The sequence below is a fragment of the Arthrobacter sp. KNU-44 genome, assembly GCF_051843155.1.
In the GTDB taxonomy this organism is placed as follows: Bacteria; Actinomycetota; Actinomycetes; order Actinomycetales; family Micrococcaceae; genus Arthrobacter.
The window spans coordinates 959,486-972,890 of sequence record NZ_JBPXNG010000002.1; the positions used below are offsets into that span (position 1 = coordinate 959,486).

The 13,405-nt window shown below is 62.1% G+C and carries 16 protein-coding genes; 13 read left to right on the plus strand and 3 right to left on the minus strand.

From position 1 onward, the window contains the following. Window positions 1-4 precede the first annotated feature (4 nt). The 3 genes from ACSVHC_RS05215 to ACSVHC_RS05225 all read left to right on the plus strand — a co-directional run bounded on the left by ACSVHC_RS05215 (window position 5) and on the right by ACSVHC_RS05225 (window position 2,407). Entirely contained in the window at window positions 5-439 is a 435-nt protein-coding gene (locus ACSVHC_RS05215) for a hypothetical protein (RefSeq protein ID WP_437772788.1), read from the plus strand. 1,038 nt (window positions 440-1,477) lie between these two features. Continuing rightward, the gene (locus ACSVHC_RS05220; RefSeq protein WP_437772777.1) at window positions 1,478-1,681 is read left to right on the plus strand and encodes a tautomerase family protein; all 204 of its coding nucleotides are present in this window, start codon (window positions 1,478-1,480) and stop codon (window positions 1,679-1,681) included. Window positions 1,682-2,119: 438 nt separating this feature from the next. Then, on the plus strand, window positions 2,120-2,407 hold the full coding sequence (locus ACSVHC_RS05225) for a hypothetical protein (RefSeq protein ID WP_439180637.1): 288 nt from the start codon (window positions 2,120-2,122) through the stop codon (window positions 2,405-2,407). Between the two features lie 149 nt (window positions 2,408-2,556). On the opposite strand, the gene ACSVHC_RS05230 is transcribed toward ACSVHC_RS05225, so the two are convergent. Together ACSVHC_RS05230 and ACSVHC_RS05235 are read right to left on the minus strand one after the other, a co-directional pair. Next, window positions 2,557-2,937, minus strand: a complete 381-nt coding sequence (locus tag ACSVHC_RS05230; protein WP_437772775.1) for a hypothetical protein — start codon at window positions 2,935-2,937, stop codon at window positions 2,557-2,559. Between the two features lie 278 nt (window positions 2,938-3,215). Continuing rightward, window positions 3,216-3,434, minus strand: coding sequence for a DUF2283 domain-containing protein (locus ACSVHC_RS05235; RefSeq protein ID WP_437772774.1), 219 nt, complete (start codon window positions 3,432-3,434; stop codon window positions 3,216-3,218). Window positions 3,435-3,616: 182 nt separating this feature from the next. Between ACSVHC_RS05235 and ACSVHC_RS05240 the strand changes: the two genes are divergently transcribed. Next, window positions 3,617-4,012, plus strand: a complete 396-nt coding sequence (locus ACSVHC_RS05240) for a DUF7793 family protein (RefSeq protein WP_437772773.1) — start codon at window positions 3,617-3,619, stop codon at window positions 4,010-4,012. Between the two features lie 410 nt (window positions 4,013-4,422). Here ACSVHC_RS05240 and ACSVHC_RS05245 read toward each other — a convergent pair whose 3' ends face one another. Next, on the minus strand, window positions 4,423-4,959 hold the full coding sequence (locus ACSVHC_RS05245) for an AAA family ATPase (protein ID WP_437772772.1): 537 nt from the start codon (window positions 4,957-4,959) through the stop codon (window positions 4,423-4,425). 92 nt (window positions 4,960-5,051) lie between these two features. Between ACSVHC_RS05245 and ACSVHC_RS05250 the strand changes: the two genes are divergently transcribed. From ACSVHC_RS05250 to ACSVHC_RS05290, 9 genes are all read left to right on the plus strand, one after another. Beyond that, window positions 5,052-6,188, plus strand: coding sequence for an FAD-dependent oxidoreductase (locus ACSVHC_RS05250; protein ID WP_439180638.1), 1,137 nt, complete (start codon window positions 5,052-5,054; stop codon window positions 6,186-6,188). An 82-nt stretch (window positions 6,189-6,270) separates the two neighbouring features. Continuing rightward, complete coding sequence (locus ACSVHC_RS05255; RefSeq protein ID WP_437772770.1) at window positions 6,271-6,561, plus strand: antibiotic biosynthesis monooxygenase family protein; 291 nt, start codon at window positions 6,271-6,273, stop codon at window positions 6,559-6,561. 178 nt (window positions 6,562-6,739) lie between these two features. Then, a complete protein-coding gene (locus ACSVHC_RS05260) occupies window positions 6,740-7,009 on the plus strand; it encodes a three-helix bundle dimerization domain-containing protein (RefSeq protein WP_437772769.1) in 270 nt (89 codons plus the stop codon). A gap of 184 nt (window positions 7,010-7,193) precedes the next feature. Beyond that, window positions 7,194-8,930, plus strand: a complete 1,737-nt coding sequence (locus ACSVHC_RS05265; RefSeq protein WP_437772768.1) for a putative bifunctional diguanylate cyclase/phosphodiesterase — start codon at window positions 7,194-7,196, stop codon at window positions 8,928-8,930. 213 nt (window positions 8,931-9,143) lie between these two features. Beyond that, on the plus strand, window positions 9,144-9,386 hold the full coding sequence (locus ACSVHC_RS05270) for a hypothetical protein (protein WP_437772767.1): 243 nt from the start codon (window positions 9,144-9,146) through the stop codon (window positions 9,384-9,386). A gap of 118 nt (window positions 9,387-9,504) precedes the next feature. Continuing rightward, a complete protein-coding gene (locus ACSVHC_RS05275; protein WP_437772766.1) occupies window positions 9,505-10,482 on the plus strand; it encodes an SDR family NAD(P)-dependent oxidoreductase in 978 nt (325 codons plus the stop codon). Between the two features lie 171 nt (window positions 10,483-10,653). Further along, a complete protein-coding gene (locus ACSVHC_RS05280) occupies window positions 10,654-11,199 on the plus strand; it encodes a MepB family protein (RefSeq protein WP_437772765.1) in 546 nt (181 codons plus the stop codon). A gap of 7 nt (window positions 11,200-11,206) precedes the next feature. Then, entirely contained in the window at window positions 11,207-11,731 is a 525-nt protein-coding gene (locus tag ACSVHC_RS05285) for an RNA polymerase sigma factor (RefSeq protein ID WP_437772764.1), read from the plus strand. Then, window positions 11,728-12,915 carry a LysM peptidoglycan-binding domain-containing protein gene (locus ACSVHC_RS05290; protein WP_437772763.1) on the plus strand — a complete coding sequence of 396 codons (1,188 nt, stop codon included), beginning with the start codon at window positions 11,728-11,730 and terminating at the stop codon, window positions 12,913-12,915. Before ACSVHC_RS05285 ends, ACSVHC_RS05290 begins: the two co-directional genes overlap by 4 nt. Window positions 12,916-13,405 lie beyond the last annotated feature (490 nt).

The window sequence follows — 13,405 nt, forward strand, 5'->3', positions numbered from 1 at the left end:
AATAGTGGCAAAAAGTAACGGCCAACTCGGCTGGTGGTGCAGGGGAAAGCTGTGGTCGAGGCTTGCTTGCCTCGGCGTCACCCTGGGTATCGCAGCGGAATTAGTTCATCTTCTCAGTTACACATTGCCCACCTTCAACCCTGTCTTCGTCCTTTATTATCTGTTCTACCTATTCGCTGAAGTGCTTGTTATGACGGTGCTTGGGGTGGCAGTTTCCGGCGCAGTAATCGTTGCCAGGTTGGCGGTGGCCGAGGAAGCGACCCGCAAGACGCGGGCAGTTGTCACGGGAGTCGTTGCACTGATGACTTCAGGCGCAATGGCCTTCGCCCTCTGCAGCCTGGTTCAGTCAGGGAACCCCTGGGTAGTCTCGGGCGTCACAGGGGCTCTGGTGGGCAGCGCATTCGCCACGGTTACCTACCGACACTCCTCCGAAGCCTGAAACAGGACCCGTTCCCCCGATTGCTGCTTACCCTCGTAGCTCCGACGACCGTATTCGCCTAATAGGCCAATCAGAGGCTGACCACGCAAAACGGAGCGGCGCGGTGCCCGGAAAAGGATCCCCGACCGGACGGAAGATGGCCTTTGGGCGCGTGGAGTCCACAAACCTCGACCCTCGGACGAGCCTGCCGAAGAACGCGTTGCAGGTCCGGAAGCCTTGAGGCCGGGCAAAGGGACCATTTGTTCTCAACCGAGCGGCACCTGTACCGGCTTGAACCGAAACGGCCCGCCGCATTCAGGGCCGTCAGGGTGCTCCCCGGTGGGCTCCGTTTCGATCGCCACAACGCGGGCGACACGGACACCTGAAGAGTCCACCGCGTCAACAAAGACAGAGGTGAACGCCCGGCCCAAGGCTTCCTGTCCAGCCGGAAGGCGGCTGGTTGGGAATGGCTGCATCGGCAGTTCGCCCCGGCGCCTTGCCAACGCCATTGCCACAACGAAATGCCAAGTTCCAAGCGATCGTCTCGGTCATGGCACCACCATATGAGGTCGTGATCCAATCCAACGAAGCAGACTGAAACTTTCATGAGCCTAATGTCCAACTTCGCCACGAAGAATCGCTGAAGAGTCTGTGTAGCATTGGGACCCAACGACTCTTGGGGGTAGCAATGAATTTAAGTCCGGCCTTCGGAATCATCGGAATTCTATACGTTGTCTTCGTGATCGCAGTGGCCGTCCTGGCCGTGTATGCCTTGGTCTTAACTATCATCTTCTTACGGCTGCGGATCGCTGAGTTGAAGAGGGCAGCACGGTCAGAGGACGGCTGAACCGCCGCCGTAGTGCCGCTCACACTGCCTCAGGCAGCTCAGCAGGTCCCGACTCTTAAAGCGCAATTGATCAGGGAGGTTCGAAATGCCCGGCAACGGATCCCTCGGCTGCGCTTGAGCGCGGTAGCGCGATTCGCTCATTTCGAGACGCATCTGGCCGGTGAGGAGCCGGAGTCCACTCGTTCCTCCGCGGAGGATGCCACAATCTGTGGATGCCCCTCATTCAGGTTCTCAATGCATCCCCCTCCTCTATTGAAAAGAAGCGTCAGCTGCTGGCTGCGCTCACGGCCACTTACGCTGAGGTTATGGAAATCCGTCCCGACACGATCCGGGTGATCTTGCACGAGCTTCCCCGCGAGAACTGGTCTGTTGCCGGCGTCACGCTGGCGGATTCCGGACAGAACGAATCCGTCTGAACCAGAACGGCGCAATCCCCTCTGGAATCCGTCGCCCTGGTCACCGGAGTGGCCCCTTCGAGAATCCCCTGAGGGGCAGGCTCGACATGTCCATCGGGTGGTGGGAGAGTGAGGGCCATGTCATTCTTTCCGGAGGTTGAGCGGTCGGCAGAACCGCGCCCCGTACGAGTAGAAACACCGATCTGGGTAAGCCCGCCGGAGAATGAGTTGCCTGTACCGGTCCCGGTGACGGCAGTTCTTGCTCGCCGGCCTGGTGCCGCCTTGTGCCTGCGTCGCATCGATGTATACCGGGCGGGCTGCGTGTTCGCTTTCTCCGTGAGCGCCAGCCGTCAGGCCGACATGACAGACGAGCAATGGTTTGAGCTGATGGATAATCTCCAACCACACCGTCCGTTCCGCAGAGAATCTGCCGAAGGATCGCTCCGGGTGGGAGTGGAAATGCCTGACGGATCCAAGGCCATCGGCGGCCTCAGGGCTCACCGCTATCCGTTCGACGGAGCGGAACCAGAGGGGCCGCAGCTGACCACACACGGACGCGGGGGCGGAGGCTCGGACCAGAACTACGACTATCGCATTAACGCCTGGTTGTGGCCGGCGCCGCAGGCCGGTTCGCTGCGTCTGGTATATGACTGGGCCGCCCTGAGGTTCAATGAAGCGTCGATCACCATCGAAACGACACCGCTCATCACCGCGCAAGAAAACGTTCGGAGCATCTGGGCCCAATAACCCAAGCCCGCGACCCGCACACAGGGCGTGCTATTGGTGCGACCACTACATCGGCCAGCCTGCACGCCGAGTGATATCGATACCGGCACGTAGAGGGATCGGTTACCGGACAAATCCATGCCACGTCAGACTCAGCCTGCGCAGCACATCTAGAGCAACAGCAGTCCGTCGGTTAGTGACTTCCGCAGCCGCTCGTGTCTGTCTCCCAAAGGCAAGCTGGCAAAGCCGCCATTCCGGAATATCTGGTTTAGATACGACACAAACGACATGTCATTCTCAGCGGCAAAGACGCCGTCAGCTCCACTGTCGGGGACCCGGAATCCATACGGCGCACCGCCGCTGACCTTCGCCTTATGCAACCGATCAGGCGCAACCGGCAGTACGAAAGGCCCGACAGCAGGGTCGTCCCGAGCTTCCTCTGCCCAGGCCTCGTGCTCGCTGATGAAGTAGCTGGAGATCGATTCCCCGGAATACCTTGTTCCCTCGAGCTCGATCACCAGCGGATCCGCCGCGGATGACTTGGCGGTCACGCACATTCGACCCGAGCCGCCCCAACTCCGTCCACACGCGTTCCCGATCGCCCTGCCTGTATCGGTCCGCCCAGCCCCCAACGCTCATAAGCAACGATTATCCGAGTCCCGGCCCGTTTCTCGATGATCGAAGCAGTTCCGGAACCTGCTCGCATCGACGGGAATGCGTGCTGAGGGATCCTGGTGTGTGCGGCGGCCGTCGTCACTGGGCGTCGCGCTCGTAAGACACGGAGCACGCCTGGGTGCCTTCCCGGGGTTCCGGCAGGACGGCGCTGTCATCATTCGAGTTGTTTCAGCACTTCAAATGGCAGCTTTGAGCGCGCGTCCATGACCTCCACGCCAAGGAGCCGGCCATCGCCGTCGAAGTCGAGATTGATCATTCCGTTGATTTCACGGGTGTCGCACAAATAGGTTTTGGCTATATTCCCGGCAAGAGTTCCCTCTGCTGCAAAGTAGATGTAGGCAGCGTTGGCAACGGCGTCGTATCTAATCTTCAAAGCGACCTCAGAGGGCAGTTTGTGGCGATGGGTCCTGCGGGCGTTAACGAACCTGTTTGCAGATGGTGGGCCATTGGCGCCTGGATGGGGCTTCGGCCGACGGAAGAATTAGCGAAACTGTTCGATAAATCACATTTGTGCCTCGGGAACCGCTAGCCTCATCTGAGGACTAAGGGGGGCTCATGATGGAAATCGCGCTGACCTGCGCAAACGCAACCTTGAATGTGGATGCGGAGGGTACCTTCCATCTGCGGTGGGCGCCGGGCTCGTCTGTGTCGGCCGCCGATGTTCACGATGTCGTCGCTGCCGTCCGTGGCGTGACCGGAGGCCGGTTGCAACCGATGCTCGTCGAAGTGGTGGACGTGTGTTTGAGTCTCGAGTCCAGAGTGACGCTGCAGGGGACGCGGTTTGTGTCCGCTGTGGCACTGGTCGGGGCCACAGTGGTCGACCGGGTGATGGCCGCGGCCTTGTTGCGTGAGCAGGAGTGCCCGCACGGATACTTCACGTCCGTCGAGGAGGCCACGGAATGGCTGAATCGGTTACCGGTTCCGGAGGCGTTGGAAAAATCCGCCGTCTAAGTGAGATGGCCGCGACTGAGTTTGTCGCCCGGTTTGCTAGTCCAACTACTCGTGTCTTCTCCGACGAGCAGCCCGTTTGAACCGTAGAAACCTGAGTTGTCACGCTCGATGCCGAGAGCGCGGCATTACTCGTTCAAAGACGCAAGCGTGAACCGGTCGGGGATCTTCTTTGCCGTGTACTTATCGAGGTTCTCGAAAGGTTGCGGATCGCCGAAGAGAGTCCATAGCCAGCGGGACTGATAGCTGGCCCGGTCCCGACTCGCTCGAAGGGTGCCTTGATAAACCAGATCGGATCCATAGACGGCAGCTGCATCTCCAAAATATGCCCGTCCGGGACGAAACCGGCCGAGGGCACACGCTATTGTCGCCCGGCAGCCCGCAGGGGCACCCCTCGTATTGTCCGCTCAGCGTTATTGGACAGGGAGTTCCGCAGTGACAGCGTCGGCGATTCGAGAAGCAACATCTTCCGCTGATAGCCGGGACGTGTCGATGACGAGGTCAGCGTCTTTGATCATCCACGTGCGGGCCGCCGCGTACCTCTCGAGGTGATCCAACCTCCACTGCCTGCCGGACAACTCGACCTGGTCGTTCTCGATTCGGCTCCGAAGGGTTGCTTCGTCGGCGTCTAGCACTACATGGATGACTTGATCGTCCAACTCATTGAAACTTGCCTGAAGTTCCGCCCAATAGTCCTGCCGCAGCACGGTCTGGACGGCCACCAAGTGTTGTCCGGTATGCCGACAAATTTCGAGAGCCGTGGCTGGAACCAGTGCCCGCCATGCCGGAAGGTCCTGAAAGTCGCCGAAGGCCTGGTCCTTCAAACTGTGCATGAGCATATATCCGACCGCTTCGGGGTCAAAGAGCCGTAGAGCGGGCTGCGCTTCGACCAGTGCCTTGCCGGCAGTAGTTTTCCCCACGCCGAAGGTTCCGTTGATCCAAATCATCATGTCGCCGACAGTATCTTCTCCCGCATAGATAGGCGACGTGGAACCACCCGCGATGCGGGCTTACCCGCGGTGTTGAGTGCTTGAATGGGGGCATGGTGGATCGCAGCGTACTGGTCTCCGGTGGCGGCATTGCCGGCTTGACCGCCGCGTACTGGCTGGCGAAGGCCGGTTGGTCGGTCACGATTGTGGAACGAGCGGCCGCCACACGATCTAGTGGGAACCCCATCGACGTGCGCGGAGCAGCAGTCGCTATCGCACGGCAAATGGGCATCTGGTCGCACCTGGAGGAGGCTGCCACCGGCGTCGAACGCCTGGTCTTTGTGGATGCCGACGGGCGGCCGCAGGACACCATCCGCACCCGCCAACGTGCCGACGGCGACGGGGAGGTCGAGGTCTCACGCACTGACCTCGTCGGCCTGTTGCTTGAGAAGGCCCGGGAGACAAGCCTCATCATCCGGGACGACTCGATCACCGCCTTGCACCAGGACGGCGGCGGAATCGACGTCGAGTTTCAGCGGACCCCTTCCCGTCGCTTCGACCTGGTCATCGGAGCCGACGGACTCCACTCCACCGTTCGGCGCTTGGTATTCGGCCCCGAAGAACGTTTTTCCCGCCCATTCGGCATGTTCGTGGGCACCGTGCGCGCCCCTGCACCGATCCAAGATCCGCGCACCGTGCTGTTGTACAACGAACCGGGAACCTCCTTGACCATCCACCCGGCGGGTGGAAAACCCGGGTTCGCATTCATCTTCCGGGGGCAGCAGAATTTCGACTACCGCGACGCGGACCAAGGCAGACGCCTCGTCGAGGCCACGTACGCCGACGGCGGATGGCTCACCCCGCTCGCGCTCGAGGAATGGGGCGCGTCCGACGAAAGGTACTTCGACGCCGTCACCCGCATGGACGTACCGCAGTGGGCTGCCGGCCGCGTGGTGCTGCTCGGTGACGCGGCGAGTTGCATCTCGTTGTTCGGTGAAGGGTCCAGCAGCGCGATCGTTGGAGCCAAGACCCTCGCCGACGCGATTGCCGCTCACCCGGATGACCACACCGCCGCTTTCGCCGGCTATGAACGCAGCCACCGCAAACACGTGCACTCGCTACAACGGGGCGCCGGCATCGCATCGCGCCTCCTCGTACCCAAGACCCGATCGGGCATCACGATCCGCAATGCTGTGTTGAATGCGCTCCCCTTTCGGAACACGCGACAAGCCCCGGATTCGCGGCGATAAGTGGCGGACTTTTCGCAGTGCTAAATGTCACCCCCTGACCGCTAGCCGATCCTCAACCGGACGACCGTGAGAAGCTGAGGGAATGATTCTGGAGCACGCGATTCTCCCCGTCCGTCCCGGCAGCGAGTCTGATTTCGAAGAGGCATTCCGAAGGGCGCGACCTCTTATCAGCCGGCAGCAAGGCTTCCGGAGTCTTTCGATTTCACGCTCGATAGAGTCCCCAAGCCTGTACCTTCTCCTCGTTGAGTGGGATTCGGTCGAGGCCCATTCCGACGGCTTCCGTGGGTCCCCCGACTATGAGCGGTGGAAGGAGCTGCTGCACCATTTCTACGATCCATTCCCGGTGGTTGAGCACTTCAAAACGGTGCGGTAGCCGATCCCTCAACGTGCATGCTGTCCGATGGACCCGCATGATCTGGCTGGCGCTCGTCCGTTGCCGCGCCGCGGCTGCGGGCCCGTCATGGACGGCACACCCGTTGCCACTCAGCGGGCAGGCCGTACTGACCTGTGGTCATGTTGACGTCCCCACAGCAGCATTGGACACTGAGCCTATGATCAGGGACGACGAAGCACGGGCCCTTGTGGCTGTCATCAACCACTTGATCGAGCGGTTCCCCGATATTCCACGCTCGGTCGTCGAAAATGTAGTTGCCGAAGAACACTCGAGCTTGAGCGGTGGCCGGATCCGGGATTATGTTCCGGTGCTGGTCGAACACGCCGCCAAGAAACGCCTAGCGAAAGTGGCCGACGGCGTCCGGTTCTCCGAAGGTTTCTCCTCCGAACTGGTCGGAGGACAACCATCGATCGGCAACCTCCACTAAAGAGGGGCGTTGCTCCACCGGGGATGAAGTCGGTTCCGTCGACAGTGATCGTTGGTGATCTTGCGAAGGCGGTCAGAGCCGCACCCAGGCGCCGGGTTTCACGTTGCCGGAATGCAACGCACTGTTCATCCATCGGCAGTAAAACCGGCGTCCGCACGCGGTCTTGGCGTGATATCAACAGTCGGTGAGGGACACTGAAAGCATTGCGACACCGTACCGCCAGCAGAATGCTCTGGTGCTGGGAGCGCTCGGGTTTGAGGCGATTGTGCTGCCGGGTTCCACGCAGGCCCTCGAAGTTGACGAACTCTTCAGGGCGAACAGCAGCCTGCGCGGGGTGGTGGTCGATTCCCCGGCCGGGCCGGCGTTGTTGAGCCGAGATCAGCTCGAATACAAGATGTCGGGCCGTCTGGGGTTCGGCCGTGCGCTGCATGCCCGTGCGACGGCTACAGACATGCTGGGCGCATCCCACTTCACCGTCCCGGACGGGCTCGGGATGTCCGAAGCGGTCGCGGTCATCCTGGAGAGGCCCGAAGCGACCCGCTACCAGGATCTGCTAGTTGTCGGCGATGGCGTGCCGCGGATCGTGCCGGTCTCGGAGGTCTTCGAAGGCCTGTCGGCCGTCTTCCGGCATGCCTCCCTGCATGATCCGCTCACGGGCCTTCCGAACAGGCGCATGCTTGAGCTGGAAGCGCCGGCCCTGACCCGCGACACGCACCGGTCCCGGATAGGCATCCTCTTCATCGATCTGGACGACTTCAAGGGCGTCAACGACACCTACGGGCACCGGGCCGGGGACATCGTGCTCGCCGAATTCGCCGCACGCCTCTCCGGATGCGTCCGGGACGGCGACACCGTCGTCCGGCTCGGCGGGGACGAATTCGCTGTGCTGCTGGTCGGCGTGGACGTAGCCGAAGCCGGAGCCGTCGCCGACCGTGTGCTGGAATGCATGGACGAGCACTTCGACGTCGACGGGCAGCACCTGGACGTTACCGCCACGCTCGGCCTTGCTATGGCGAGTGATGTCACCGATGAGGGTGCCTTGAGCCGGCTCGAGGCAGTCCTCCGGCACGCCGACGATGCGATGCTCAACGCCAAACATGCCGGCAAACGCCGCGTCGGGCGGATTTGCCCTGCGGGGAATGCGGCAGGGCTCGCCCGCGAAGCGCTCATCCGCCGCCGGCTTCCCGGTGCTCTTCGGGACGGCGCGTTGAGCCTGGAATACCAGCCCCTCCGGGACCTGGCCACCGGAGAGGATCACGGTGTGGAGGCCCTCCTGCGCTGGATGGATCCTGAACTGGGCCAGGTCCCTCCGGCCGAGTTCATTCCAGTCGCGGAACATACCGGGGAGATTCTCAGGATCGGCGCCTGGGTCATCGATCGGGCCTGTGCGCAGGCGAGGCTGTGGTCCGATGCCGGCACCCCGCTGAGGATCGCCGTCAACGTTTCCCCCCTGCAACTGGCATCAGGCACGCTGGTCGGCGATGTCCTGGGCGCACTGAACAGTCACGGCGTCCCGGCCGACCTCCTGGAGATCGAACTCACCGAAGGGACCGCGATCACCGACATGCCCGGGGCCGCTGTGCAACTGCAGCAACTTATCGACGCCGGCGTCGGGGTCGCTCTCGATGATTACGGGACCGCCCATTCCACCCTCGCGCTACTTCGGGCCCTTCCCCTGACGACCGTCAAAATCGCCAAGTCCTTCATCGACGACATCGACACGGACGCACGTGCAGCGGCCATCGTCAACGGACTCATCCATGTCCTGCAAGCCGCGGGAGTCAAGACAACTGCCGAGGGCGTCGAGCGAACCACGCAACTCACTGCACTCCGCGGCATGGCCTGCGACACCGCCCAGGGCTATTTGATCTCACGCCCCGTAGCTCCCGCCGACGTTCCCGCCGTCAGCTGTCGCCAATGAACCTCAGCAACGGCGCTGGTTGAGCGACTCACTTCCGAGGCCACAGCCCTGAGGCGTAGATACGATGAGTTCTGCGGGTGTTTACCAACTGGCTCACTTGGCTTGGCTTATCCCAATCCTAATCTTCCCCGACGAACGTGCGATTGGGCCGAATGTAATAAGCCTCCAAATTAGGATCGCCCAGTATTCCACCGATCAGGGATGGTGAACCTCATGGAGGTCATTAGCGACGCACCACGTTCGATCGAGAGGAAGCCAGTTCAAGGGCAGACTTCCGGGACGCGGTTTGTGTCCGCTGTGGCACTGGTCGGGGCCACAGTGGTCGACCGGGTGATGGCCGCGGCCCTGTTGCGTGAGCACGAGTGCCCGCAAGGATACTTCAAGTCCGTCGAGGAGGCCAGGGAATGGCTGAATCGGTTCCCGGTTCCGGAGGCGTTGGAAGAATCCGCCGTCTAAGTGAGGAAAGAATTCGGGCATGAAGGTTGACCGCAAACGCTCGCGGCCGCAAGGGCAGGGGGCGCAGGGCGGACGCCTTGGACTTCCGCGTCCGCGCTCGGTAGATGACACTGGACTCATGTCATCGGAACAGACCCCTCTCCACACTCCATTCACCGCCGCGTACACCGCCGCCGACATCCTCGAGGGCGTCGATCTGAGCGGGCGTGAGGCGATCATCACCGGCGGGCACAGCCGGCTTGGCAGGGAGGTCACCCGCGCTCTCGCCGCCGCCGGCGCCTACGTGACGGTCGCATCGCGCGACACCGAGCGCGCGGCCGAATCGGTCGGCCGGATCGACGGCGTTCGCGTCGAGCAGCTCGACCTCACAGACCCGGAGTCGATTGACGCCTTTGCCGCGCGCTGGCTCGATTCCGGACGCCCCCTGCACATCCTGGTCAACAGCGCCGCGGTCTTGTTCGGCCCGGAGCTGCGTCTTGACGCCCGTGGCCACGAACTGGCGTTCTCGACCTCCCATCTCGGTCACTTCCAGCTCACCCGGGCGCTCCTCCCGGCACTGCGCGCGGCGCACGGTGCTCGCGTCGTCAATGTGACCTCCGGTGCGGCCCGGTTCGGCGACATCCACTGGGATGACCTCGACTTCTCCACCGGCTACAACCCTGTCGCTGCGTACGCGCAATCCAAGCGCGCCAACGTCCTCTTCACCGTTGAACTGGACCGACGGTTCGCCGGGGACGGCATCCGCGCATTCGCCGCGCACCCCGGCGTCGTCATCGGACCCGGCCCGCACTCACCCCAGCGCCTCGATTCCCTCCGGGCACAGGGCCTCGTCGACGAGCAAGGTGACGCGATCATCGACCCGGAGGCTGGAAAGAAGACCATCGAGCAGGGCGCCGCCACCCTCGTGTTCGGCGCAGCCAGCCCGCTGCTCGACGGGATCGGCGGCGTGTATCTCAAAGACAGCGACGTGGCCGTGCTCGACGACGAAGAGCGACCGCTAACCCCGGACAACATCCCGGCCGACGCGAACTCGGCCATGCTCAACCCCGAAGACGCGCGACGGCTCTGGGATCTCAGCGAGCAGCTGCTCGCCTGACGGGCCCACTGCATCGGTCGCGTGTGCACGAGCATCGTGAGCTCGCCAGCCCCCGAAGGTCGACCGAGTTTCCGTGCAGGCTTGGTAAGGGCCCAGCGGGACCAACCGGCCGCGCTACTCCGCGATACTAAATGCCCACCAGGCCGACTCTTGAGCGAATACAGTTTGAGAGTGAATTTCCACGCCTTCAAGCGTTTCATCGATCTCGCGCCTGCTCTTGCCGATGCTCAGCCTCTCCTCCAGGTTGAAGAACAGAACAGCGACTACGAATCTGGGGTCGCCCGCATCGGGAACGAGCAATGGCGAATCCGCACGGCCCGGATCACACCGACGAAACCCGGCGCCTTCGTCGCGGTCTGGAAGCGCGGTGAAGGCGGATCGACCAGGCCCTTCACGGCTGAAGAGTCGATGTCCGGACTGCTTGTCTTCGTAGAGGAGCAGGAACGGTTCGGGGTCTTCCAATTCACCAAGCCGCACCTGATCTCGTTCGGCTACGTCAGCTCCGACCTTCATCCCGGCAAGCGCGGTTTCCGCGTCTATCCCGAATGGTGCTCCGGCCTGAATCCTCAAGCGTCACGCACTCAGCGCGCGCAGGGAGTTGCGTTCTCCGAGCTTCCTCCGCATACCGCACGCGAGCAGTTCAGCGCCCATTGGATTTCTGAATGGCCCAGATTCTTTCAAGATTCTCGTTACAGTTTGTTGGCTGCCGGACATTAACAAGGGCATGAGCTTGCAAACAATGGGGGAACGGGTGGATCTGGAGAGGGAAAAACGGTTCGTTGCCGCCCACACGGGGTCCCACGACCGCATCTACCGCTATTTTCGGCGCAGGACGGACGGCCCCGCCACCGCCGAGGATCTGTGCGCGGAGGTTTTCAGGATTGCCTGGGAAAAGTCCCGACAGGATGCTGAGCTCCCGGTGCTCGTCATTTTCGGAATAGCCAAGAACGTGCTCCGAAACCACGACAGGTCCTTGTCCCGGTCGGCGGGGCTTATCGGTGCTTTGCTGTCGGAGCGCGTCCCCGGGACACCCGCGGAGGAATCCGCCGTGCGGGATGCCATCGACTACCTAGGTCCGAAGGAACGGGAGGTGTTGCTGCTGACGTATTGGGACGGACTCACCGCCGTCGAAGTATCCCATCTCCTCAACACGACGGCGACTGCCGTGCGAATGCGCCTGCACCGGGCCCGCAAGGAACTAGGCCGAATACTTCAGGAGCAGACAGTGTCAGAAGGAGCAACAGAATGAGCAAGGACCAGTCCGTCGCCGATCTGCTGTCAGCCGCCGATCCTGCGCTCATGATCACCGACGAGGAATTGGACCGCAGCCGCGATCGGTCTCTGTCGTTCGTGAATTCCGAGGTCACTCACATCGCCGTCGGCGGATCCGTCCACGACTTCCACCGCACACCGGCCAAACGTCATTGGGTGCGTTTCGCCGCTGCGGGGCTTGCTGCCGCGGCGGTCGCGGCCGGCGTACTCGTGGCCTCGAGTTTAGTAACGGGTCCGGTCAACACGGTTGCGGCGCCGAGCGTCACCGCTATGGCGACACCGTCCAACGCCGGGAGGTCTTCCCTGGCCGGGCCCACTGTTACCGATTCATTTGGGAACGTGGATTACTACACCACCGTCTCCGGTGACACCTCTGCTGGAGTGGCCGCAGCCTTCCGCATCTCCGAGGAGAAACTCGCTGAATTCAATGGGCTTCAGCCCGGGAGCGCATTGGCACCCAATACAAAGCTTCGGTTGATCCCGTCTCCAGGCCCGATCAAGGGTGCGAAGGGGGCGGCCACCGTCGACGAGAACGGCATCCCCACGAGTTACGTCATCGAATCCGAGGACACACTTGGCGGGATCACCTACCGGTTCGGAATCACGGGAGAGCAGTTGGCGGAAGCGAACAAGGTCCCATACGTGTACGAGAAGGGCAACACCTATTTTGTCCGTGCCGGGAACCGTATCCAACTGCAGAAGAATCCCGTCGACAGCAGGTCCGGTACAGGAACAACGGTCAACAATTCATTCGGCCAGACCATCTTCTACACCACCGTCGACGGTGACTCCTTCGACAGCATCGGCTACAAATTCCGATCCACCACGACCCAACTGCTGCAGTACAACCCGTCCCTCACCACTGACAAGCCCATCCCCGCAGGCACCAGGGTGAGGCTCATGCCCGGGGAACTCAAGATCGACGGAGCGCAGGGCACCTTCACCGCCGACCCCGACGGCGTCCCGCTCACCTATACCACTGCGCCCGGGGACACCGAGCGCCAGATCTCGTCCCGGTTCAGCGTGACAGACCTGAGATGGGCGAACCGCCCGCTGACCGGCACCGAAGCGGTCTGGTATGCCTTCACAGACCTACCCAACGGCGAACTCGCCCCCGGCCAGACAATCAGCCTCGCCTTGACCAAGCCCATCCACAAGTAGCTGTCCGGGTCCATCCAAACAGCCGAGGCACCCAAAAACGTCCACCCGTTCCTACCCCTCGAAGTGAGTTTCGATCCCGCTCCCCGAGACCTGTGAATGCACCTGGCTTGGATGTGAAAAAGTTCAGCGCAGCACTGGCGTCTTCGCTGATTTCCATGGGAATCCCCAACGAGCTATGAACACCTATCTCTGCGAATTTCTTGGTGAGAGCCGGCCAGCGCAGGTCTGTCGAACCGTCGTCGATAATCACAGGAGACATCTCCCGGAGCGCCGCGATGCAGGGGCCGTCACCGATCAGAAGCATTCTCTGCGCCCACCAAAACAGACTGGAGGTCCAGAATGCCTTGAAGCTGGTCTGCAGGCTCGTTTTCGGGTGAACTCGGCATTCGCCCATCCTACTTTCCTCGTTTGACCTGTTCTGGATTCAAAGGAGAACGGTGCCCCGACGCTGGCGGCCCGCATCCCGCCGTCGTATGCTGCATGCAGTCCT